The organism is Photobacterium iliopiscarium (genome assembly GCF_003026395.1).
Taxonomy (GTDB): Bacteria; Pseudomonadota; Gammaproteobacteria; order Enterobacterales; family Vibrionaceae; genus Photobacterium; species Photobacterium iliopiscarium.
Genome location: NZ_PYOO01000001.1, coordinates 613,479 through 636,909, shown reverse-complemented (window position 1 = coordinate 636,909; position 23,431 = coordinate 613,479). Strand labels below are relative to the sequence as shown.

The window sequence follows — 23,431 nt, the reverse complement described above, 5'->3', positions numbered from 1 at the left end:
GAATTATTGTTGTTGATTCGATGATGGGTAATACCATTCACCGTCAATTAACGTTGCTTGAATTTCAAATTGTGTATTCAGTACGGCAAAACTGGCGTTATATCCGGTGGCAATAGCACCTAATTGGTGATCAATACCCAAATATTTTGCAGGTACTGCGGTTGCCATCTGAATAGCTTCCCATTCAGGAACATTGGCTAATAAGATCATGTTGCGAATGGCTTGATCTAAACTGCAAGTGCTTCCTGCCAAAGAGCCATCATCAGTACGCGCTTCACCATTAGTCACGTTAACCATCTGCGCGCCAAGTTGGTACTTACCATCATCAAGGCCACCAGCACGCATACAGTCAGTAATTAATGCCATGCCTTGATAACCTTTGATGCGATAAGCGAGTTGCATCATCACCGGGTGAACATGAATACCATCAGCAATCAGTTCAACTAACATATCGTGATAAAGCACAGCTCCAGCACAACCCGGCTCACGATGATGCAAACCACTCATGCCATTAAATAAATGCACACCACAATCCGCTCCATGTTGATGGGCTTGGGTCACTTGTTCAAAATTGGCATTGGTATGTGCTATCGAAGTTTTAATGCCGTTATCGGTTAACCATTGAATCGCTTCATTAGCACCGTCATACTCTGGTGCTAACGCAACGCGTAATAATGAATCAGCCGCCACTTCTTTTAGCTCAGCTAAGGCTGTAATGGTTGGCGCAGTTAAGTATTGGGTTGGGTGTGAACCACGATGCGTGGCCGTAAAATAAGGTCCTTCAAGAAAGCTCCCTAACAGAGTTGCGCCTGATGTTTGTGGCCGCTCACAGAAAAGTCGAACTTGCTGTAAAGCTGACACAATATCTATCCAAGGTGCGGTGACGGTTGTTCCAACCCATGCCACTACCCCGGTTGCTGGTAATGCTTGCGCGATAGTTTGTAAAGCTGCTGGCGTTGCATCCATAACATCAGCGCCTGCACGGCCATGAATATGAATATCAATAAAGCCAGGGACTAATGTTTGACCGTCTAATTCTATGATTTCACAATCAGAAGGTTGGCTATCAGTGACGCATTCAACCTTACCGTTATTCACCACCACATAATGGTTATAGCGAATTCCCGTTGGGGTGAATATACGTTGGGGATGAAGAGCAAAGCGCATAATTACAGTCCGTCTTCACATTCAAGTTCAGTCGACTGCGCCATCATGCTATTAAGCTCACGACGCATATCTTTCATGCATGACATACCAATATCAAGCAGCGTATCGACAAGGTCGGTTAAATCAGCATCATCACGCTCAAAAGCAGCATTGGCGATCATCGGTAAATTAGCACCACCAATCAATTCAACATTGGGGGTATCCATCACTATTGCTAACGCACGATTAGCAGGAGAACCGCCAGGAATATCAGTTAGAAACAACACCCCATCGCCACTATCCACATCTTTCGCTGCTTGACGTAAAGCTTGTTCTAGCTCATCGGTAGACATGGTTTCAACAAAATCCACATATGTCATTTGCTGTTGCTCACCAGCAATAGCACGAACAGCCGATTCCATCCCTGATGCAAAGTTAATATGACCTGAAACAACGATACCAATCATGATTCTTTCCTTGAAAACAAGGGGGAACGATGTCCCCCTTGATATTATTGACAATGACAACCATCAAAATAAAACAATGGGTTAATTACAAAATACCGATTAGATGACCAATAACACCCGCCGCTAGTGTGCTGAAAATCAACACTGGAGGCTTAGCCCAGAATCCTGTGCCTTTCACCATTTTGAGCATGAAGAACACCAACATCAGCGGTAGAATATTTGGCATTACTTTGTCAAATAATGCAGTTTGCAACTCCACCACCTTCCCCCCCAGTTCGAGACTGAGGGTGGTCTGCACCTTGATAAAGGTCGCGGAAAGCGCACCGATAACAAAGATACCCATAATATTAGCGGCTTTTGCCAGTTTCTCGGTTGAATCACTCATGTTAACCATCGCGGCAGTACCCGCTTTGTAACCCATGAACATCAAACCAAAGTAAACCGCAAAGTGAACAATTTGATACAAGAAGAAGAACACAAACGGACCAGCAATAGAGCCTTCCATTGCAATTGAAGCACCTAACGCTAGCGTTAATGGCATCAATGTCATGTGGTCGATAGCATCACCGATACCACCTGTTGGTCCCATTCCCGCGACTTTCATTACGTTAACGGTTGATGGTTTTTCTTTGTTCTCTTCCATCGCAATCGCTGTACCTAATAAGAAGGTAAACAGCTTAGGTGAAGCATTGAAAAACTGTAGATGGTTCTTTAATGCTTTCGCCAAATCCGCTTTGTTATCGCCATGGATTTTTTTCAGCGCTGGAATAATTGAGTAAGCAAAACCACCCGCCTGCATACGTTCAAAGTTGAAGTTACCTTCCATGAATAAACCACGGATTGCACACATCCACAGGTCTTTCTTGGTGATCACTTTTTGTGGCGTGGTATCTTCATATGCATCGATATCATCAACCAAACTTACATGTTCTTCCGTGTTTTTATCGCGAAGTGTTCCCGCTGTGATATCAGATGCCATCTTCAAATTCCTCTGCTTGGTTATTAGAGCCGCCGTTGTTTGAACCGCTAAAGAAGTAGTACAGTGCTGCAATTGAAGCGCCGATGATTGCAACTGCCATAATGGGTAGTTTTAAGTAAGTTGTCATGACGAAGCCAATGAAGAACACACCAGCCACTTCTTTTGACCACATGATTTTCAACAACATTGCAAAACCAATCGCTGGAACCATCTTGGCACCAATACCTAGCCCTTCTAGTAATGCTTTCGGTGCATTTTCATCAATCCAGGTTGCCGCATGCTCACCAAAGTAAACCGTCACAAAGGCAATCACGGCATATAACATGGCACGCAGTAAAATGGTGATAATTAAGAGTTTATCTATACCCGCAGAGTCACCACGTTCAGCAAAGCGATCGGCTTTACCCATTGTGAATGATGTCATTGCAAAGAAACCGATCACTAACATCTGCATCATTACTGCAATCGGCATACCTACGCCCATTGCCACTTCTGCTGACTGACCCGTCATCACTGCAAACGCAACCGCAGCAATCGTACCCATTGTTACATCGGGTGGCTGAGCACCAGCGTTAGGCACTAAACCTAACCAAGCAAGTTCTAACGTCGCACCTGCAATCAAACCAATTTGCATATCGCCCATGATCAAGCCCACAACCGGACCTGTAATAAGCGGACGGTGAATATTCAACGCAACATCGTATTTATCGATACCGCAGAAAAATGCCCACACCGCAACTAACGCAGCTTCTAAAAACATGATCTATTCCTTTTTACACGTTTGGCGTTTGACTATCGCGATTTAAGCAGCGCTGGTAGCCAGTTCAAGTACATTAATTGGTTTCTGATCAGGCGTATTTTGAATGGTACAAGTTACCCCTTTTGCAACCATGCGTTCAAAAGCATTAATATCTTTATCATCAACAGAAACGGTTTTATGAATCTGACGCTTACCGTCGTGGTAATGCATATTACCGACATTACAATGGGCAATGGGCACACCACCTTCAACTAACCGAGCAATATCGGTTGGGTTATTGCATAAAATAAAGATCTTCTGTTGAGGAGAAGCCTTACCGATGACATCAATTGTTTTTTGGATTGAGAAGAAACGCACTGCGTATTCCCCTCCCGCTGATGCTTTCATTCCAGCTTGCATAAAAGCCGCGTTAGGTCCATCTGCTGCATCGTCATTAGCCACTAAAATAAGATTAGCGCCTGAATGTTTACCCCAAGTAATACGAATTTGACCATGTAACAAACGTTCATCAATTCGTGTCCATACAATATTTGGCGTTGTCATGACTGTTCTACCTTTCGTAATTATTTAAATTAATTAGATAAATCGTGAATAGTAACTCCTTGTACTACACGGTTTACTTCACCAGTAGGACATGGGTTATCAGGTGTATTTCCTAACGCTAGCGCACGATGAAAAGCATATATTTGCGCATATAGCATATAAGGGAAAAGTAATTCGATGTCCGTTGCGGCTTCCATGCTAGAAACGCGAATAACATCAGCACGTGTTTCAATCTCATCCGCTTGTGCTGTAATCGCTACCACTTGCGCTGCAATATTATCGCGGCAAATTTCAGCTAACAGATCAAGGTCATATTTGCGGGTATATGAATCGTTACTAATGAACACCACAATCATCGTGTTCTGATTAACAATCGATTTTGGTCCGTGGCGGAACCCTAATGGCGAATCGTATGTTGCAACAACTTTGCCTGCTGTTAACTCAAGAAGTTTCAATGCCGACTCTTGAGCTAAACCTTGTAAACCACCACTGCCTAAATAAATAACCCGCTCTAGTTTCTGATCAGCAGTATCCTTTATTTGGCTATTCAAATCTTTGATCAAACCCACAGAACACTTACAAATGCTTTCGATTTCTTTCGTGTAATCGCTTCCATACATTAAGACCGAAAAGGCCGCGACCATCATGGATGAAAAACTTGATGTCATGGCAAAAGATTGATCATTAGTCTCTGTTGGCATCAGTAATGCAAGTGATTGCTTATCACTACTGCAACAATTGTATAACTTTCCATCAGCATTACAGGTCAATACTAAATGAAAACATTCGGTTAATGTTTGATTGGCAAGTTCAACCGCAGCCACACTTTCAGGGCTATTACCAGAACGGGCAAACGACACCAATAGCGTAGGAATATTTTCAGCAAAACACTGCTTAGGATTAGAGACAATATCTGTAGTTGAAATAGCATCGACACGACGTTGTAAACGCTGAGTCAACCCCAATGCTAATGAACGTCCCGCAAAGGCAGACGTACCCGCTCCCGTTAAAACGATACGCAAATTTGGGTAACTATAGACATGGTCCATAAAGTGCTTAATTTGTGGTTCACACTCACGTGTAATTGCAGCTGTTTGCGCCCAACAAGCAGGTTGTTGATTGATTTCTTTCGCTGTCCAATAACCAGATAAACGTTCTAGTTCCGCGACTGAATAACCTAAATATTGTTCCATATGTTTAAACCTCTGCGATTAATTTTTCAGTACATGCTTGAGAGTAAGCACGTAAAACTTGACGAATAGTGTCTAATACCAAAGCCTTAGGATCTGATGAGATTAAGCCTTCACGCAGATGTTGAAATTGCTGTGGCATATATTGACTAAGAAGGGGTAACGGAATATCAACGCGAGATAAATTTCTAAATAACGTTGCTTGGGCTTGATTAATCACACTATCAGGCCAGTAATAACGCATGCGATCGCTAAAACTAAAACAGCGAGAGAAACGTTGTTCAGATTCATTACCGTGATAATATTTTTGCCAATGCTGTGGGGCTTCACACATTTGCGCTTCAATGCATTCTCTTAAATTTGAGCAATGCGCCTTAGGAATAATTTCAGCTTCTATTTCACATAAATTAAATAGTGCTTCACGCATAGCAAAGGTCAAAGCGGGACCCACTTTTAAAATCGCAAAGTGGTCTTGTACTAATTGACGATAAGCAGCGTTGGTTTGATAGTCTGTCGAGTGCGCTTCAAATACCATATGCGGAAAATTTTCAACCACGCCACTTAATTGATTCGCTTTCTCTGGGCAATAATCAATAACACCAGTATGATCAAATTCAACCCCAGGTTGCACCACTAAACCAACCACACGCGTCCAACAATCGGCGATACCAGCCTCAGTAAATGCACGCTGATGAGTTTCGATTGTTTTCATTGCGGCTTGCGGAGAGGTAACTTCAACGGTATTTAATGTTTCAGCTGCGCCACCAGGTACAGGAACTTCAGTACCAATGACATACACTAAATCACTATAGCCAAAAGATGCTATAGCTGTTTTTTCAGCTATAGCCCCCAAACGAGCGGCACGTTCAGCAACGATCTCATCAGAAAGAGGCATCGGATCATCAGCACAAGACATGCTGCAATCGAGGTGGATTTTCTTAAAGCCAGCAGCAACATAAGCGGTAATTAAATCATCGGCATTCACCATCGCATCAGTTGCAGTAAGGTGTTGCCAGCGATTAGGGCCTAAATGATCGCCACCTAAGATAAGATTTTCGGTAGGAAAATTGAATTGTTCAGCCATGGCTAATACAAAGTGACGAAAATCAATCGGTGTCATTCCGGTGTAACCACCAAATTGATCAACTTGATTTGACGTCGCTTCGATTAATAAAACTGAATTGTCGTCCAACGCTTGAGAAAATGCCGCTTCAATAACCAGCGGGTGTGCAGAGCAAACAGCATAAATACCATTGTTGCCGCCTGCTTTATGACGTTGAACGAGAGTTTGTAGGGTGTTCATTCATTAACTCCACAATCATCATCTGTGATGTGATCATGGAGTTAAGTCAGTCAGTGCTCTTTTTCGACAATAATAACTTCTACTTTCATTTCACGAAGACCAGCTAAATAATCTTCAGGAATATCTGCATCTGTTACTAAGATATCAATATTTCCAAATTCACGAATCATGTGACAGCTACGTTTACCAAATTTGGTTGAATCCGCAACCGCAATCACTTGTTCAGAAATTTCACACATTAAACGATTGAGGCTTGCCTCTTGTTCACTGTGCGTAGTGATACCTGCTCGCAAGTCAAAGCCATCGACCCCTAGAAAAACTTTATCAAAACGAAAGTTCTTAAGGCCGGCTTCTGCTAGTGAGCCCGAAAAAGATAACGCTTCTTTACGAAGTACGCCACCTGACATTAACACTTCAACACCGGGTGCTGAAGCCAACTCCATAGCCACATCCAGACCATTAGTCATGACAACAACATTTTCCATGCTTTTTAAGCTGGCTGCGATTTCACGCGTTGTTGTCCCTGAATCTAAAATCACAGTGTCACCATTATGAATAAGCTTGGCAGCCGCTTGACCAAGGAGCGATTTAACTCCCGCATTATGCCGACGCTTTTCATGAATTGTTAATTCAGCAATCACACCTGAGTTAGGAATTGCTGCACCATGAGAGCGCACAACATAACCATTCTTTTCTAAGAAACTCAGATCACTGCGAATAGTGACACTTGATACATTAAATTTTTCAGCGAGATCATCGACACGGGCTTTTCCTTCTAGATTAACCACGTTGACAATGTCCATTCGCCTTTCAATTGCACTTTTCACTTTTGTCTCCTTGTGAAATCAACTGAAATTGCTTTCACTTGATTTCGAAATAAGCTTACACCTAAAAAATAAAGCCACAATGGACGAAGATAAAACTTTTGATCTCTTTCACATTCTTTCGTTATCTTTCATTGGAACTTATGCATACTTGCGTAAGTGTTTCTATCATATAGAACGAAAGTCAATAAACCAACCTTTCATCCTTTCAATTTATAAAATAGAGCTAAAACTCCATAATATTTACTGCAATAAAACAAGTAATTACATTATTTCGCTTTCATTTGCTTTTATGTGATCACTTACACAGTCATGAACCTTTCGTTAGCTTACGATGCGAAGCAAATCAAAGATGAATAATCCAATCGTTTATATTTACAGTTAATAAGGATTCGTTAATGTCTATCTCACGTAGAGGATTACTGAAAGGTATGGCTGCCAGTGGTGCTGTTGCTGCAACCTTATCAGCCGGCTATACCCAAGCTGCAACTGCATCAACATTAAGCTCGAAGAAATCATTAAAAAAGCCCAATTTAGTCATTATCTTTCCTGATGAATTTCGAGCTCAAGCATTAGGTTTTATGCAGCAAGATCCATCAATGACCCCCAATATTGATAAGTTTGCGCGTCAAAGTGCGGTATTACGTCAAGCAGTCTCTAATTTTCCGCTATGTACCCCTTTCCGCGGCATGTTAATGACCGGGCAATATCCTTATCGCAATGGTATTCAAGGTAATAGCCATACGGGTGTTGAAGGCCAATTTGGCGGTAAAGATTTCGGTATCGAACTTAAGAAAAATACCCTTACATGGTCTGATGTGCTTAAAAGACAAGGCTATAGCATGGGTTATATTGGTAAATGGCATCTGGATGCGCCACAAGCCCCTTTTATTCCTAGCTATAATAACCCAGCAGAAGGGCGTTATTGGAATGATTGGACAGCCCCAGATCGCCGTCATGGGTTTGATTTCTGGTATGCCTACGGTACTTACGATAAACACATGACACCAATGTATTGGACTAATGATACAACCCGCGATAAACCTCTACGAATCAATCAGTGGAGCCCTGAACACGAAGCTGATATCGCGATTAAATATCTACGTAATGAAAATGGTCAATACCGTAAACAAGATCAACCGTTTACGCTTGTTGTTTCGATGAATCCACCGCATTCGCCTTATGATCAAGTGCCACAAAAATACTTAGATCGCTTTAATGGTAAAACATCGCAGCAATTAAATACCCGCCCGAATGTTAAATGGGATAGCGCTTACCAAGAAGGCTATGGACCACAATTCTTTAAAGAATATATGGCAATGGTTAATGGGGTTGATGAGCAGTTTGGACGTATTGTTGATGAATTAGATCGCCTCAATCTTACAGAAGATACTTTAGTGGTATTTTTCTCTGATCACGGCTGTTGTATGGGATCAAATGGTAACCCAACCAAAAATGTCCATTATGACGAAGCAATGCGCATTCCAATGATCTTCCGTTGGCCTGGCAAGCTTAATCCACAACAAAATGATCTGTTATTTTCAGCACCTGATATTTATCCAACCATGCTTGGTTTAATGGGTATGGAAGATCTGATTCCAGATACCGTTGAAGGTACTAACTTTGCTAATACGCTACGTGGCATTGAGGGTGATAGTAAACCAAGCTCTCAATTTTATACTTTCATGCCTTATGGCGGTCAATCATACGGACGCCGTGGTATTCGCTCCCCGCGTTATACCTTAATGATTGATAGAAAAATTGGTAAGCCACTGACTTATGTGTTGCATGACAATCAAATAGACCCATACCAAATGGAGAATATTGCTGCCACCAACCCAATGCTTATCGACACATTAATTAATGAAGAATTAATCCCATGGCTTGAGCACACTGGCGATCCATGGCGACCAACGACGGTACCTGCACACAGTGCAAATGCTTATTTATAGCCGTACCAATAACAATACGTAATACCACTTTTTAATATTATTTTTACGCTTTCTCTATTGAACAGAGAAAGCGCAACAAAACTCATACTAATTAAGGACAATCTATGAATACCATCACTAAAGTAATCCTTGCGACTACCCTTTTTTCCGCAACCAGTTTTAGTTATGCCAATGATTACAAAACAACGATTGAATATCGTCATGAGTACCGTGATGGTACCAACCGTCATGGCGATCGTATTAAAGCGTTTTTAGATACGGGTAAAAATATTGGTTTTGAATTAGACGCGCGTTATAACAATGACCAACAAAATACCATGTTTGACGGCATGACAATGAATGGCTCTGAATTTTCAGCGTTCTATTATAAAAAGCTGACGGATAATATCGTTGGTATCGGTGGTCTTTCACTTGATTTCACGCCTGATGGTCTCGTATATGTTCCTTACGCACGTTTAAACTATCGCTTTGATAATGGTATTCGCGTTCAAGGTCGTTACAAGTGGAAATTGTGGGACTACAGCATGAATAATGCGGCGGGTGAGTCTTACGTATCAAAAATTCAAGAAGTTGATCTATGGTTAGGCTACAACACCAATAATTGGGATTTCCAATATGAATTCCAAATTTGGAAAGAAATGGAAAGCGCAGCTCAACCACAATTTGATAATAAAGACACCAACTACCTACATAATTTCCGTTTAATGTACACCTACAAAACAGTAGAAGGCACAATGTGGCGTCCATTTGTAGAAGTGGGTAATGTTAGCCAAAGTCGAGTAACAGACAATCGTCAAACGCGTTACCGCATGGGTATTAAATACACATGGTAATAATCTAAACGAATAACAAACAAAAAATGCCAGTGACTTATCATCACTGGCATTTTTTATTTTATAGGGTTTAGGTTTTTAACTGCTATAAATTAATGGGCTGATTTACCACGAATTTTATTCACGATAGTGACAACAATCACCACAATCGTACCTGCAATCACACCCACAACGCCATTCAGTAACGGGGGTACAATCGAATGAGCACCAGTAAAAGTCACCAACTGTGCTATATGTTCTACCACTGTGTGTATTTGTGGAATGCTATGAACCACAATACCGCCACCCACTAAAAACATTGCTATTGTGCCCACTACCGCTAATGTTTTCATAAGGTAAGGTGCAACATTGACTAATAGCGAACCAAAGCTACGCTGTAAGCCTGCACCTTTACTGTGATTAACCAGATACAGTCCTGCGTCATCCAGCTTTACAATACCAGCAACAACACCATAAACACCCGCAGTCATTACAAACGCAATCACGCTCACCACAATCGCTTGGGTTAAAAATGGATGATTCTGTACTGTGCCTAACGCAATCACGATAATTTCAGCGGATAAAACAAAATCAGTTCTTATTGCACCTTTTATTTTGTCTTGTTCATAAGCAACCAAATCAATCTCTTCGGTTGCTACTTGTTCCTGCGCTTGTTGTGTCTCTTCACCACCATGAGAAAATAACTTTTCTGCAATTTTTTCTACGCCTTCAAAACATAGAAACAAACCGCCAAGTAATAACATTGGCATAATTAACCATGGTGCAATAACGCTAATTAATAATGCCGCAGGGACTAATATTAATTTGTTTTTAAATGAGCCTTTAGCAACACCCCAAACGACAGGTAATTCTCGTTCAGCACGCACACCAGAGACTTGTTGGGCATTAAGCGCCAAATCATCACCTAATACGCCAGCGGTTTTACGTGCAGCCACTTTAGTCATTAATGCAACGTCATCAAGAACGGTTGCGATATCATCAAGTAATGTTAATAAACTTGCGCCAGCCACTGCATACTCCTTTCTAAGAATCCACTCGATTCTATTATTAATAATTTTATAGGTATAAATATAACAAACATGTTAAATGCATTATTTATAACTAATGCTTACAATTATATACTATTTATTTCTGTTACTTTTTAATAAAAACGGCTTGTCATTACATCAATAATTTACATTGACAAATTGTTAATAAATTAACCATAACCGTTATTTAATACGCTATTTATGTCTCAAGCGGCCTTCCCCAATATGGGTATTTAATCGTAATAATAATCATCTTTTATGATAACGATAAATCTTTTTTGTTTGCGCTAAAAACAATTCGATTGTTTAATCGCAGCGCACCCAATTATTGGTTTGAGGTGTAGACTGAGATTGCATCGGGCACTCTTATTCCCTGTCATACTGTGCTTGTTGTAACAGCACTACCTTTAAGGGTAATGACAATGAAAACTCTTGCTGCATTATACTCGAGGGCTTTTTTTAGCCTCAATAAAATATGCAATAACGCAACCGCTAATACCAAACCTAATCAATCAAGAAGAACATCCCGCTTGTTCATGACTTGTAATGATGATTCCAGCTCAGGTAGTCCCAGTAGCTTGTAATTGAAAATGCTATAACACCTACAATGGTGTCATTAGATTTCAATAACAAAGCACTTTTATTCTGACCATTATCGCGTCAGTCATCACACTATTTCGATATTTACTGCGGCCTCGCAGGGATGTTTATCATCTGCACTTTTAGGCCGGCGTATTTTCGCTCAGGAAGAGATTAAACAATGAGTGATTGGACAATTAATAATGCCCGTAATGTTTACAATACACCTTACTGGGGTCAAGGTTATTTTGATATAGCGCAAGACGGTTCTGTTATCGCCCGTCCCGATGTTAATAACCCAACCAATACTATCGGATTATCACAACTTGCTGATGAATTGATTGCAGCAGGTGCATCATTACCTGTTTTAGTCCGCTTTCCCGACATTCTTCATCACCGTGTAGATAGTCTCTGTAGCGTTTTTAATCAAGCCATTGAAAATTATGGTTACCAAGGTGATTACCTTGCGGTTTATCCAATTAAAGTAAACCAACAGCAACAAGTGGTTAGCGAAATATTAAAAAGCCAATATGCTAAACAACAACGTCAATTAGGCTTAGAAGCTGGCAGCAAACCAGAACTGATGGCGGTACTTGCAATGGCGCAAGAAGCAAGCTCAGTGATTGTCTGTAACGGTTACAAAGATAGAGAATACATTCGATTAGCATTAATCGGTGAAAAGCTAGGTCACGAAGTCTATATCGTGCTAGAAAAACTTTCTGAGCTCAATATTATTTTACAAGAAGCAGCGGAACTTGGCGTAACACCTCGCTTAGGTATTCGCGCACGTCTTGCTTCTCAAGGTAAAGGCAAATGGCAAGCTAGCGGTGGTGAAAAATCTAAATTTGGTTTATCTGCATCACAAGTATTAACTGTTATTGATGCTCTACGTCAACGTGACATGCTCAATTGCTTGCAGCTATTGCACTTCCATTTAGGTTCACAAATTGCCAATATTCGTGATGTACGTAATGGCGTTGGTGAAGCTGGTCGTGTTTATGCCGAACTTAAAAAATTAGGTGTGGGTATATCTACCGTTGATGTCGGTGGCGGTTTAGCGGTTGATTACGAAGGTACACGTAGTCAAAGCAGCTGTTCTATGAACTACAGCATCAATGAATACGCCAATAATGTAGTGTATGTTTTAGGTGATGTCTGCAAAGAATACAACATATCAATGCCTCGTATTATTTCAGAATCAGGCCGTAATCTAACCGCTCATCATGCGGTTTTAATTACCGATGTAGTGGGTATTGAAAGTTACAAAGTAGAATCGATCAATCCCCCCGCTGAGGATGCTCCGCATATTTTGCATAATATGTGGCGTTCTTGGAAAGAGCTAACCGAACATACAGATCACCGTTCATTGGTTGAGCTTTATCATGATAACCAAAGTGATTTAGCTGAAGTTCACGCCTTATTTGCCGTTGGCATGATCAGCTTTATTGATAGAGCATGGGCTGAACAAATCAGTTTACGTTTATGTCATGAGCTTGCTCAAACATTGTCAGCAAAAAACCGTGCCCACCGACCACTGCTGGATGAATTACATGAACGTTTAGCCGATAAGTTTTTTGTAAACTTTTCTCTATTTCAATCATTGCCAGATGCATGGGGAATTGAGCAAGTGTTCCCTATTTTACCATTAAGCAACTTAGATAAAGCCCCTGAGCGTCGCGCAATTATTCTTGATATTACGTGTGATTCCGATGGTGCAATTGATCAATATGTTGAAAACCAAGGTATTGAAAGTACATTACCCGTTCCAACATGGAGTGACGATCAACCTTACCGTATTGGTTTCTTTATGGTCGGCGCATATCAAGAAATTTTAGGGGATATGCATAATTTATTTGGGGATACAGATACTGCGGTTGTGCGCTGCACGGCTGATGGCGGTTATAACATCGAAAAAATCAATCGTGGCGATAACGTCGGTGATGTATTACGTTATGTACACTTAGATGCTAATGAGTTTCTACGTCAATATCAGCTAATGGCAGATCAACATCTGGCAGAAAATGAACGTGACGCTATTCTCAAAGAACTAGCAGATGGGCTCGAAGGATATACTTATCTAGAAGATGTTCGCGCAATTTAAGACTAAACAATTAGTCGCCCTATTTTAGAACATCCTATCACTATAAAAAGTAGTGATAGGACTTTTAGTGGGCCTTCGCCCTATCTTGTTGTTGGAGAAAATCATGGCAACACTCGCTAACTACCCAGATTACTCTTTATACGCCAATGCTTTTGGCTTTTTACGTCAACCATTAAACTTCTCACCAATAGAATCAGACGCTGATGTAATTATTACTGGGGTGCCGTTTGATATGGCAAGCACGGGCCGTTCGGGTAGTCGTATGGGGCCGGGTGCTATTCGTCAAATATCAACTAACCTAGCATGGGAAGGTAAACGCTGGCCGTGGACGTTTAATTTATTAGAATCAATTAAAATCGCTGATTGTGGTGATTTAGTGTTTGATTGTGGTGATGCTGGTCAAATGTGTGAGCGCTTAGAAGCACACGCCAGTGGTTTATTAGTACAAGGGAAAACACTGCTTACTTTTGGTGGTGATCATTTCGTTACTCTGCCGCTGTTGCGTGCTCATGCTAAACACTTTGGCAAAATGGCATTAATTCACTTTGATGCCCATACTGATACTTATGATCAGGGCAGTAAATTTGATCATGGCACAATGTTCTATCATGCGCCTAATGAAGGCTTAATTGATCCTACACATTCAGTGCAAATTGGTATTCGTACAGAACATTGCAACAAATTGGGTTTTAATGTTATCTCAGCTGACACGGCTAATGATTGGAGTGTGGCGCAGCTTGTTGAACAAATAAAAGCGACCGTTGGTGATATGCCGGTTTACTTAACCTTTGATATCGATTGTTTAGATCCAGCTTACGCACCAGGCACTGGTACGCCAGTTTGTGGCGGCATAACATCAGATAAAGCCCTGAAAATCATTCGTGGGTTACAAGGTATTAATTTAATAGGTATGGATGTAGTTGAAGTATCCCCTGCGTATGATCATGCAGATATTACGGCATTAGCCGCCGCCACGATTGCGACAGATTTATTGCATCTTTGGGCAACCCAGAAACAATAAATCATGCAATATGATAGTCACGTAATATGATAGCTACGTAATAGCATAAAAAACGCCAGTATTTTAATAATCAAAAATACTGGCGTTAATTTATAACTCGATTAAAGAGTGACTATAAAAATAAAATACTGCCCCAAATAATAGCCACCATCACTAACGCAACAAAAACGGCCGCCGAACCAATATCTTTAGCACGACCACTCAATTCATGATGTTCAGGCCCAATACGATCAACTACTGCTTCAATCGCTGAATTAACCAATTCTGCAATAACAACAATAAATAATGAACTAATCATCATTAGTCGTTCAAGTTTTGTTACTGGCATAAAAAACGAAATAACTGTCATCACAACTAATAAAATACTCTCTTGTCGAAAAGCTGCTTCATTAATCCATGCTGCTTTTAAACCCTGCATCGAATATCCAGTCGCATCAATAATTCGTTGTAATCCCGTAGCCCCAGGTTTCATCGTTATCTCTCTTTCTTTATTTTTATTGTAAGTAAATGACTCACTTGCGACAAATAATACCTTTTAAGCAACTAAATAAAAGTAAAAGTATTCTTATGGTCACTTTTACTTTTTATTTCGTCAAAAAACACTACTGTCGACACTGAGCAAATATGTCTAATTTAGCATCGTAAACTTTTGTTTTAACATCCATCATTCCCAACAATGAATGGAACAAATTATCTTGTGAAAAACCACCAGCCACAGCTTCACGTTGTAAACATTGACGATTTATATGCTGACTGTGTTGATAAGCAGGTGACAACCATAAAATTAATGGCACCGTCGTTTGTTCTTTTGGCGCAATGGAATACGGCAACCCATGTAAATAGACCCCATCTTCACCTAATGATTCACCATGATCCGCCATATAAATCATCGCGGTGTTAGCTTTACTGTCATCTTGTTTAAGCATATTAATTACACTGCTTAAAATATGATCAGTATATAAAATCGTATTATCGTAAGTATTGGTGACCTGTTGACGACTACATGCTTGCAAGTTACTGGTATTACAGGTTGGCTTAAACACTTTAAACTCAGGTGGATAGCGATCATTATATGTCGGGCCATGGCTACCAATAATATGCAGCACAATTAATGTATCTTGCTTAGCCGTATCAATTTGTGTCTGTAAATTTTTAAGTAACACCGCATCATAACAACTACCATCACGGCAAAGTTTAGGATCATCATCAGCATTGATCACAATATGCTTAACCCGATCGCACACCCCTTTACAACCACTATCATTATCTTTCCAAGACACATTAATACCAGCTCGCTGTAAAACATCCATGGCAGTATCTTGATGACGAGCCGTTATCGCATTGTAATTGGATTTGTTCATCACAGAAAACATGCAAGGTAGTGATACCGCTGTCGCTGTACCGCACGATTTTACATTTAAAAAACTAATGACATTATGCTTGGATAACTCAGGGTTAGTATCCCTATCATACCCATTTAATGAATAATTCATTGAACGAGAAGCCTCACCAACCACCATTATAACAACATTATGTTTATCACCTTGATGGGTATTCTTGGCATCTAATCCAATCTGAGTAAATGGCATTTTAGCTTCAATCAACTGATATTTTGCATAACGAAAAGTAGCTGAAATATAATTGGTCGGATTAATCAGCGCTTTAATTTCAGAGTGATTACGTACTAATGACGCATAATCCTTATAATAACCCGCCGCAATAATAACAATAATTAATAGTGAAACAATAATACTTAGACTGCGGGCAATTAATTCTTTTACTACAGAACGATAAACAACCTTAATTCGACACAATATAATTATAGGAAGAATAGCAATCACGACTATCCACATAACACCGGCAATAGAGAAATAACTGCCTGCTTCTGCCGGATTCGTTTCAAATACATTAACAATCATACCATGATCAAAATACACCCCGTAGCTACACATAGCATAAGTCACTAGGCTTGATATAAAGATCAATACCGCAAGCAAAGGCCGCTGTAACCATGGCCACAATAATAAATTAAAAATGATATTTAATACCGCAAGAATAAATAGCGGAATAGTCGCAATAAAAACCACATCATTAGTACTGCTTTTTGAAAACAATTCGTTTAAATGTTCCCATAAAGCAATATTTTGTACAGCAGCAAAAAAAACAGCAACGAGTAATATATAATTGGTACTGGTTAAACGAAATTTCATTATGGAGTATTCCTAATGTTTCATAACGATTACATAAACTACCAGCACATTGATGGTGAGAGACACTGGTAAGCATAAAGCCAACCGTGGCGATCATTGTTCCATTAAAGGCGACGATTATGCCTACAAAGATAATTAATAGACATGCTTCTAAACAATTTGATTTAAATTATTAATGCAAACATAGATTGATATAATAGTGGCCATTTTTTGTATTTAAAAAAGCAGTTACACTCGTCATAATAAAGGAAAATACGGTGAACATACCTCAACCTATTGATAAGCTTGCCTGGCTTCATATTGACCAACGTAAATTACTTGCAGTGCGCTCATATGGGAAATCACTCTATTATATTCCTGGTGGAAAACGTGATGCAGACGAAACGGATGCTCAAGCATTAATTCGTGAAATACAAGAAGAGTTATCGGTTGATCTTGTGCCTAAATCACTCTGCTATGCCGATAGTTTTCAAGCACAAGCCCATGGTAAAGCACAAGGTGTAATGGTTAACATGACATGCTACTACGCTGAATATAATGGCGACTTATTACCCGCAGCTGAAATTGAAGAAATTCGATGGATCAACAGTAATGATATCGAGATTAGCTCAAGTGCAACATTAATGATCCTCGCGTATTTAAAAGCCCAAAATTTAATCGATTAATCATCGTAAAATTATCCATATAAAAAACGCCAATACACAAACATGTATTGGCGTGATTTAAGGGATACAAGGGGAAAAGTACCCTGCTTTTACTCAATCAAGCTTGTATTCAATAAAACTTGATTACCCTATTTTAGAAAATCATTATAAAGCATATATAAGTGCGCCGAACTCCAAGAGAAATTATTCGCGCCTTGTACGGCTCCCGTTTCTGGGTTGTAGTTCTCTTGAATTGGACGATCAAGGGTTAGGCCTTCCGCATTGTTAAACAGCTTATTAACCATCTCATTCGCTTGTGCGGTATAACCATAGTTCGTCATGCCTTTAACACCAAAGTAGAATTGATCAACCCACACTCGGCCACGCCAATAAATATCTGCGCCATACGCTGGATTATCTTTTGCCGCTGTTCCTAATGGCACTTTAGTATTAAATTTAGCGGTATCCATCATGTTTTTCACAACGGCAGCGGCAGTCATCTCATCAGCAGCACCATTAAACAGTGGCGACCAACCTTCCGCCCCCATACCACGCGCAACAATCGGGTTACCCGCACAACCATTATTTAATTGTGCCGCTTCTGTCGCATTAATATTAATGTCGTAGTAAAAACCAGTATTACGATCAAACATACATTGATTAATGTACTTTTTCGTTTCTGCTGCTTTTGCAGTAAAATCAGCCGCAGCATCATTACGACCTAATGCTGTTGCAATTTGTGCTAAGAATTTATTATCGCTGTACCAGTATGATGCTTGGTCAACAGATTCTTGCATTAGTGAATAACCCACTAATTGACCACTATCATCACGGTTTTCGCTAAATTTAACCTGCCAATCTTTCTTCGCTTGGTTTAATTTAGCCGTATTATCTTCACTCGTATTGGCATACGTTACTTTTTCACCATTCACAGCATAAGTATTATCAAACCCATGTTGTTTATGAGCATAACGACCAAGCTGATCAATAAGTGCAATTTCACTAAGGTCAGTTAGACCTTGAGCATCAGCAATAGTATCAATAAAACCAAACACCGCAGCATCATCACGCCCAGATTCCCATGATGCAGCGGTTTGTGCTGGGCTATGGATATCAATGTAATCGAATGACTCTAATAATTTATTATATTCAGCAATACCTTTAGCTGAAATCCATTTATCAGGATCGGCCGCTGTTTTATATTCATAAATTAACTGACCATCTTCAGTTGTATGTGCAGGATCAACCGCAGCGCCATATTCAGGAATACCATTATTATTGGTATCTCGCGCTGTTAACCACCAGTTATGGTAATCAACCAACTTAGGATACATCTCATCCAACCACGCTTGAGCATCATCAGCACGGTTATATTTATCTTTTAAGGTTGTATAAACTTCCCACACCGCCCATGACGCTAATGATGGTTTAGTATTACGTTCATTCCATGACTGTGAATCATTCATTTCAGTTAAACCCAGCGCATCACCACGCTCTTTAGACATGTTCATACCAACCACATCCAGTAGATAGCCTTTATCGTAAGGACGTAATATATCATCGGCTTTTACTTGATGTTCAAACACGGTACGAATGTTATTCATCGCTAAATCAGGGTTAAAATGTGCCATCGCATACGCTTGTTTCCATGTATCCCACGGCCATGTTAAGTTACCAGAGAACCAACGTGCAGTAACCGATGGTGTCACCGTATCATAGCTAACAAAGCCAGCAGGACTACGCCAGTTAGCGGTCAATGTCTCCATTGCTTTCACTGCTACACGTTCTTGATCTACGGTGGCATTTTTATTTACTAAGCCATGTTGAAGATATTGCTCCCAACGCTCAGTCGTTGCATTCATATAACGAATAGGGTGTTGTAGAATATCGCTCACTACTGTTTTTTCTTGTTGCCACTCAGCAGCCGTTAGAGTGTGACTAAAGACGGTATATAACGTATGAGTTGGCTCCGCGCCAATTTCAGCAACAGACTGATATTCAAGGCCATTAACATGGGTTGTAGTCGCTATATTACGATGAATATTAAATGCAGAACTACCGCTAGTACGAACCATCCATGATTCACGCTCTTTACCAAAGGCAATATCAATGTCACCGCTATCATTCGATGTCATTACACGGGTCAAATTAGGGAGTTGTTCAGCAACCGTAGACTTGTATTTAGGATCAGGTTTACCATCTTTGGCATAATAACCGTCAACCAGTTTACCGTCCCACACGAGTTCTAAATTTTCACCCGTCGTATTAGTAATAATCGTTTCAACAATCGATGAGCGTGAAGATACAAACTGTAACTTCATTTCAACCTTAATACCGTCGGCTGTCATTGTTTGAATTAATGCGCCCGGAATACTATGAGCCTCCGCACTAAAATCTACGGGTTGACCCGCTTTTAATATCGATAACTTATCAAAGTATTCAGCGACAGAGGTATTATATTCTTCAGTGATAGCTGTCGCACCAAAGCCACCTTTATTTTCAGGGTGTGCTTTTAAATCCGGTAATAAATGTCCATGCCATGCACCGTCATCATGCAGTGGTGTATACGCCATATGACCACCAACACCCACTTCAACTAAATGTTGAGGCGTACCCGTTCGATCAAGAATATTCTTAAATTTCAATGCGATTTGTGGCTTTTCTTTCTCTTCACTGATTGAATTTACATTATCATCAGTATTACACCCAGCAGTAAACATTAACGAACTCACAGCCACTGCTAATAAGGTTTTTTTTGCTACCGTCGATTGTTTAATCATTTAAAATCCCCCGAGATTTAATGATGAGCTGCATCTTATAATTATTCGTACAGCTATTTTTTGTGGGCAGAATACAACCCGTACTCTGCAATTGCGGTGGATAATAAAGGTAAAAAAAACAACTAAAATTGAGGTAAATCACGTTTATTATTTTACTAAAATAGAGCACAAAAAAATGACGGAAACATTTTGAAACACTTTTTATTAAAAAAAGAGCTTATATAGGAAGGAATATCACACTATAAAAATAAGACCTAAAAGGAATATAAAATTCAACTATTAATAACATTATCAAATAAGCATTTTATTATTATTTCTTACAAAATCCATGTGATGTTGATACCAAAAAACACCCCCACAAAGAGAAGTAATGCGATCCTCTATCCAAAAACAAAATAGTCGCAGAAAAAACAATCTTTATGTAACGTTTGTAACCATTTTTAGCCATTAATGTAACAATTAAGCAGCCATTTTTTTAATGAAACTGTGAACCTCATCACTGGTAATTATAATCACCTCCAAGATAATCCATTCATCCATATTATGCACTTATGATAATAATGATCACGCACCACCGGATTGTTAACCCATTATTAAGTGACTACTTTCTATTACGCTCTCTTAATAATCAGATTTACAAAAATCGTAACTAATTGATAAATATTAATATTAAATTTATTTAAAATATTTTGAATCCTTTTTGAAATTTTTAGCCTCTTTAAAGTAGAAACAAAATATCTTGTCTCTACTTTAAGGATTAAATCTAATGAAAACTAAAAATATTCTGCTAACAACACTGATGTCTTCTGTTCTATTTATCGCTAGCCAAAGTGCAGTAGCCGCGCCTGTAAACGCATTTATGACTGTAGCTTCACAACAATCATTTGCTGAAACAACTCAAGCAATACAAGAAGCAGCAACAAACAACCAAATGATGGTAATGGGGAAAATAGATCAAGCGAAAGTGATGTCAATGACCGGATTGAAAATGGAAGGAGCACAAAGCTTTTTAATCGGTAGCCCACAATCAGGTAAAAAGCTTTTTAGTATGTTCCCAGCAGCGGGTGCTGTTGTACCAGTACGTTTATATGTTTGGGAGCAAAACCACAAAACATCAATTGGTTGGTTTAACCCAGCACAACAATTAACAATGATTTCACCTAAGTTACAAATGCCAGGCAAAATGCTTGAAAAGAAAATCATGGATATTGCTGTTCAAGCATCACGTAACTAGGAGCAGACCCCATGAGGCTACTAAGATTGTTAAATAATCGTAATACTATAGTGATGTTAGTAGCCTTAATGGCAGCCTCAATATCACCTTTAGCTTTTACACTCTCAGCAACCGGAATGTATACATTCCACTGGTTAGGTATTTACGCAATATTACCTGCCGTGATTATTTGGTTCAGCATTCTGGCTTATTCAGCCATAGCACCAAATAAACAACTGATGAATATAATGATGCTATCTATTATGGCCGGTATTATTGGCACCATCGCCATGGAGATTGTAAGAAGTATTGGCTTCAGTTATTTTAATGCCATGCCCGGGGACTTACCGATGCTTATGGGTGTTAAATTAACCAATCAATTTATGATCGGACCCAACTGGTGGTCAAATTTAATTGGCTGGAGTGATCATTTTTGGAATGGTATTGGATTCACATTCATCTATTTAGTTCTTTTTGGCAAAGGTAAATGGTGGCTTGCCACATTATATTCAATAACTGTAGCAACTACTTTTATGCTAAGCCCAGTAATGAATATATTAGGTGTTGGTTATTTTGGCCAAGAATTTGCGCCAATTGCTTTTCCATTAACGGTGTACCTTGCTCACATTGCATGGGGAACCACATTTGGACTCATTGCTCAAAAAAGCACCAAACATATTGAATCATTGTATGAGAAAGAACGTCAATTATGGATAGAAATGAACTAATCGAGGCGGCCAGACAAGGAAGCTCAGAAGCAACAGAACAACTGCTTATTGACTGGCAACCAACACTAAAGAAAATGGCTTTTAAACAATGTACATCTAATGATGTCGATGATGCAGTCCAAGAGTCTTTAGCTATTATTTGGCGACGAATAGGGACGTTAAAAACGGTAGAAGCATTTCCTGGATGGTTATTAATCATTATCAAAAGAGAGTGCTCTAAGCTAATGAAATCAAATAACAATTTAGATGAACTACCAGAAGATTATCATGAATTATTTTCTTATTATTCTAGCCCTGAATTACGATTAGATATCATTGCCGCTATTCATTCACTACCAGAGAAATACAGATCTGTCATATTATTGAGAGATTTAGAAGAGTTATCGATTGGTGAAATTGCTGATAAGTTATTACTAACAAGAATGGCAGTCAAAAGCAGGATTCACCGCGGACGATTAATGATACAAGAATACCTAGAAAAATAAGGTCTTATCTTATTGGTCATTTTATATTGTACCTTTTAAAAATTAATCGATTAGCAATAATATAAAACTAAAATAGTTGAGTTATATGATAAATGAACATGCATTGGCCCATGTTCATTTATCACTATCAATACTCAATACTTTATAAATTACAATATTATGGCTTAAATGAAAATTTTATAGCCCTATATCATCGCATAGAATTAGAGTCTTTATTATGTTTAAAAATAACCTTATCAAAGCCCTTCTCGGTGGCTTTATTGGCACGATTGTATTTACCGTTATGGGACAATTTATAGCACCCCATATTATTGGATTTCCAATGAATATCGGCAAAATGATTGCAGGAATGATACATAGTCCTGAAAATGTGGGTGTTATGATTCACTTCGTTATGGGAACCATTTTATTTCCAATCAGTTATTTACTTCTGGGTTATAACCGAATTCCAGGGCCAGGTTGGTTAAAAGGTTTACTTTATTTATTACCCATTTATTTAGTTGCAATGATCGTTATTGTTCCAATGGCAGGCAAAGGTCTATTTTTCGATAGTTTCCCTGCGGCGATGATTGCTCTGATGGGTCATCTTATCTATGGTGTAATTATGGGCGCAATTATTGGCACCCCTAAAAAAGCATAATAACG

At 39.4% G+C, this 23,431-nt stretch carries 21 protein-coding genes; 9 read left to right on the top strand and 12 right to left on the bottom strand.

The window, feature by feature from the left end:
- Nucleotides 1–3: 3 nt before the first annotated feature.
- From nagA to agaR, 8 genes are all read right to left on the bottom strand, one after another.
- A complete protein-coding gene (gene nagA, locus C9J51_RS02675) occupies nucleotides 4–1,167 on the bottom strand; it encodes an N-acetylglucosamine-6-phosphate deacetylase (RefSeq protein WP_045035404.1) in 1,164 nt (387 codons plus the stop codon).
- A gap of 2 nt (nucleotides 1,168–1,169) precedes the next feature.
- The gene (agaF, locus tag C9J51_RS02670) at nucleotides 1,170–1,613 is read right to left on the bottom strand and encodes a PTS galactosamine/N-acetylgalactosamine transporter subunit IIA (RefSeq protein WP_045039782.1); all 444 of its coding nucleotides are present in this window, start codon (nucleotides 1,611–1,613) and stop codon (nucleotides 1,170–1,172) included.
- Nucleotides 1,614–1,698: 85 nt separating this feature from the next.
- Nucleotides 1,699–2,592, bottom strand: coding sequence for a PTS system mannose/fructose/sorbose family transporter subunit IID (locus C9J51_RS02665; RefSeq protein WP_045035402.1), 894 nt, complete (start codon nucleotides 2,590–2,592; stop codon nucleotides 1,699–1,701).
- Nucleotides 2,582–3,352, bottom strand: coding sequence for a PTS N-acetylgalactosamine transporter subunit IIC (agaW, locus tag C9J51_RS02660; protein ID WP_045035401.1), 771 nt, complete (start codon nucleotides 3,350–3,352; stop codon nucleotides 2,582–2,584). Before agaW ends, C9J51_RS02665 begins: the two co-directional genes overlap by 11 nt.
- 42 nt (nucleotides 3,353–3,394) lie before the next feature.
- On the bottom strand, nucleotides 3,395–3,895 hold the full coding sequence (agaV, locus tag C9J51_RS02655) for a PTS N-acetylgalactosamine transporter subunit IIB (RefSeq protein WP_045035400.1): 501 nt from the start codon (nucleotides 3,893–3,895) through the stop codon (nucleotides 3,395–3,397).
- A gap of 29 nt (nucleotides 3,896–3,924) precedes the next feature.
- Nucleotides 3,925–5,088 (bottom strand): SIS domain-containing protein, encoded by a 1,164-nt coding sequence (locus C9J51_RS02650; protein ID WP_045039781.1) that lies wholly within the window; start codon nucleotides 5,086–5,088, stop codon nucleotides 3,925–3,927.
- A gap of 4 nt (nucleotides 5,089–5,092) precedes the next feature.
- A complete protein-coding gene (gene kbaZ / locus C9J51_RS02645; RefSeq protein ID WP_045039780.1) occupies nucleotides 5,093–6,388 on the bottom strand; it encodes a tagatose-bisphosphate aldolase subunit KbaZ in 1,296 nt (431 codons plus the stop codon).
- A 50-nt stretch (nucleotides 6,389–6,438) separates the two neighbouring features.
- A complete protein-coding gene (gene agaR, locus C9J51_RS02640; RefSeq protein ID WP_045035397.1) occupies nucleotides 6,439–7,215 on the bottom strand; it encodes a transcriptional repressor AgaR in 777 nt (258 codons plus the stop codon).
- A 395-nt stretch (nucleotides 7,216–7,610) separates the two neighbouring features.
- Between agaR and C9J51_RS02635 the strand changes: the two genes are divergently transcribed.
- Both C9J51_RS02635 and C9J51_RS02630 read left to right on the top strand, forming a co-directional pair.
- Nucleotides 7,611–9,164 carry a sulfatase family protein gene (locus C9J51_RS02635; RefSeq protein WP_045039779.1) on the top strand — a complete coding sequence of 518 codons (1,554 nt, stop codon included), beginning with the start codon at nucleotides 7,611–7,613 and terminating at the stop codon, nucleotides 9,162–9,164.
- 104 nt (nucleotides 9,165–9,268) lie between these two features.
- Nucleotides 9,269–9,997, top strand: coding sequence for an oligogalacturonate-specific porin KdgM family protein (locus C9J51_RS02630; protein WP_045039778.1), 729 nt, complete (start codon nucleotides 9,269–9,271; stop codon nucleotides 9,995–9,997).
- A gap of 92 nt (nucleotides 9,998–10,089) precedes the next feature.
- Here the strand turns inward: C9J51_RS02630 and C9J51_RS02625 are convergent, their stop codons facing one another.
- Nucleotides 10,090–11,007 (bottom strand): DUF808 domain-containing protein, encoded by a 918-nt coding sequence (locus C9J51_RS02625; protein WP_045035394.1) that lies wholly within the window; start codon nucleotides 11,005–11,007, stop codon nucleotides 10,090–10,092.
- A gap of 778 nt (nucleotides 11,008–11,785) precedes the next feature.
- Here C9J51_RS02625 and speA point away from each other — a divergent pair.
- The gene (gene speA / locus C9J51_RS02620; protein ID WP_107249879.1) at nucleotides 11,786–13,705 is read left to right on the top strand and encodes a biosynthetic arginine decarboxylase; all 1,920 of its coding nucleotides are present in this window, start codon (nucleotides 11,786–11,788) and stop codon (nucleotides 13,703–13,705) included.
- 103 nt (nucleotides 13,706–13,808) lie between these two features.
- A complete protein-coding gene (gene speB, locus C9J51_RS02615; RefSeq protein ID WP_045039777.1) occupies nucleotides 13,809–14,726 on the top strand; it encodes an agmatinase in 918 nt (305 codons plus the stop codon).
- 112 nt (nucleotides 14,727–14,838) lie between these two features.
- Here the strand turns inward: speB and C9J51_RS02610 are convergent, their stop codons facing one another.
- Entirely contained in the window at nucleotides 14,839–15,198 is a 360-nt protein-coding gene (locus C9J51_RS02610) for a diacylglycerol kinase (protein WP_045035391.1), read from the bottom strand.
- A 130-nt stretch (nucleotides 15,199–15,328) separates the two neighbouring features.
- Entirely contained in the window at nucleotides 15,329–16,936 is a 1,608-nt protein-coding gene (gene eptA, locus C9J51_RS02605) for a phosphoethanolamine transferase EptA (protein WP_045035390.1), read from the bottom strand.
- A 257-nt stretch (nucleotides 16,937–17,193) separates the two neighbouring features.
- Here eptA and C9J51_RS02600 point away from each other — a divergent pair, with 257 nt between their 5' ends.
- Complete coding sequence (locus tag C9J51_RS02600) at nucleotides 17,194–17,601, top strand: NUDIX hydrolase (RefSeq protein WP_373455631.1); 408 nt, start codon at nucleotides 17,194–17,196, stop codon at nucleotides 17,599–17,601.
- 128 nt (nucleotides 17,602–17,729) lie between these two features.
- On the opposite strand, the gene ygjK is transcribed toward C9J51_RS02600, so the two are convergent.
- Nucleotides 17,730–20,360, bottom strand: a complete 2,631-nt coding sequence (gene ygjK / locus C9J51_RS02595; protein WP_045039775.1) for an alpha-glucosidase — start codon at nucleotides 20,358–20,360, stop codon at nucleotides 17,730–17,732.
- A gap of 766 nt (nucleotides 20,361–21,126) precedes the next feature.
- Here ygjK and C9J51_RS02590 point away from each other — a divergent pair.
- The 4 genes from C9J51_RS02590 to C9J51_RS02575 all read left to right on the top strand — a co-directional run bounded on the left by C9J51_RS02590 (nucleotide 21,127) and on the right by C9J51_RS02575 (nucleotide 23,426).
- Nucleotides 21,127–21,594 carry a DUF302 domain-containing protein gene (locus tag C9J51_RS02590; protein ID WP_045035388.1) on the top strand — a complete coding sequence of 156 codons (468 nt, stop codon included), beginning with the start codon at nucleotides 21,127–21,129 and terminating at the stop codon, nucleotides 21,592–21,594.
- Nucleotides 21,595–21,605: 11 nt separating this feature from the next.
- Nucleotides 21,606–22,301, top strand: a complete 696-nt coding sequence (locus tag C9J51_RS02585; protein WP_107180307.1) for a hypothetical protein — start codon at nucleotides 21,606–21,608, stop codon at nucleotides 22,299–22,301.
- Nucleotides 22,283–22,786 (top strand): RNA polymerase sigma factor, encoded by a 504-nt coding sequence (locus tag C9J51_RS02580; protein WP_045035386.1) that lies wholly within the window; start codon nucleotides 22,283–22,285, stop codon nucleotides 22,784–22,786. The genes C9J51_RS02585 and C9J51_RS02580 overlap by 19 nt, the downstream gene beginning before the upstream one ends.
- Nucleotides 22,787–23,003: 217 nt before the next feature.
- Entirely contained in the window at nucleotides 23,004–23,426 is a 423-nt protein-coding gene (locus C9J51_RS02575) for a DUF6789 family protein (protein ID WP_045035385.1), read from the top strand.
- Nucleotides 23,427–23,431: the final 5 nt, after the last annotated feature.

What these genes read in the sequence shown, in the direction of transcription:
- C9J51_RS02635 (WP_045039779.1), top strand. Translation starts at nt 7,611, where the DNA reads ATGTCTATCTCACGTAGAGGATTACTGAAAGGTATGGCTGCCAGTGGT.
- C9J51_RS02585 (WP_107180307.1), top strand. Translation starts at nt 21,606, where the DNA reads ATGAGGCTACTAAGATTGTTAAATAATCGTAATACTATAGTGATGTTA.
- speB (WP_045039777.1), top strand. Translation starts at nt 13,809, where the DNA reads ATGGCAACACTCGCTAACTACCCAGATTACTCTTTATACGCCAATGCT.
- C9J51_RS02575 (WP_045035385.1), top strand. Translation starts at nt 23,004, where the DNA reads ATGTTTAAAAATAACCTTATCAAAGCCCTTCTCGGTGGCTTTATTGGC.
- agaV (WP_045035400.1), bottom strand. Translation starts at nt 3,895, where the DNA reads ATGACAACGCCAAATATTGTATGGACACGAATTGATGAACGTTTGTTA.
- C9J51_RS02590 (WP_045035388.1), top strand. Translation starts at nt 21,127, where the DNA reads ATGAAAACTAAAAATATTCTGCTAACAACACTGATGTCTTCTGTTCTA.
- speA (WP_107249879.1), top strand. Translation starts at nt 11,786, where the DNA reads ATGAGTGATTGGACAATTAATAATGCCCGTAATGTTTACAATACACCT.
- agaF (WP_045039782.1), bottom strand. Translation starts at nt 1,613, where the DNA reads ATGATTGGTATCGTTGTTTCAGGTCATATTAACTTTGCATCAGGGATG.
- agaW (WP_045035401.1), bottom strand. Translation starts at nt 3,352, where the DNA reads ATGTTTTTAGAAGCTGCGTTAGTTGCGGTGTGGGCATTTTTCTGCGGT.
- kbaZ (WP_045039780.1), bottom strand. Translation starts at nt 6,388, where the DNA reads ATGAACACCCTACAAACTCTCGTTCAACGTCATAAAGCAGGCGGCAAC.
- eptA (WP_045035390.1), bottom strand. Translation starts at nt 16,936, where the DNA reads ATGAAATTTCGTTTAACCAGTACCAATTATATATTACTCGTTGCTGTT.
- C9J51_RS02580 (WP_045035386.1), top strand. Translation starts at nt 22,283, where the DNA reads ATGGATAGAAATGAACTAATCGAGGCGGCCAGACAAGGAAGCTCAGAA.
- C9J51_RS02610 (WP_045035391.1), bottom strand. Translation starts at nt 15,198, where the DNA reads ATGAAACCTGGGGCTACGGGATTACAACGAATTATTGATGCGACTGGA.
- C9J51_RS02650 (WP_045039781.1), bottom strand. Translation starts at nt 5,088, where the DNA reads ATGGAACAATATTTAGGTTATTCAGTCGCGGAACTAGAACGTTTATCT.
- C9J51_RS02665 (WP_045035402.1), bottom strand. Translation starts at nt 2,592, where the DNA reads ATGGCATCTGATATCACAGCGGGAACACTTCGCGATAAAAACACGGAA.
- C9J51_RS02630 (WP_045039778.1), top strand. Translation starts at nt 9,269, where the DNA reads ATGAATACCATCACTAAAGTAATCCTTGCGACTACCCTTTTTTCCGCA.
- ygjK (WP_045039775.1), bottom strand. Translation starts at nt 20,360, where the DNA reads ATGATTAAACAATCGACGGTAGCAAAAAAAACCTTATTAGCAGTGGCT.
- nagA (WP_045035404.1), bottom strand. Translation starts at nt 1,167, where the DNA reads ATGCGCTTTGCTCTTCATCCCCAACGTATATTCACCCCAACGGGAATT.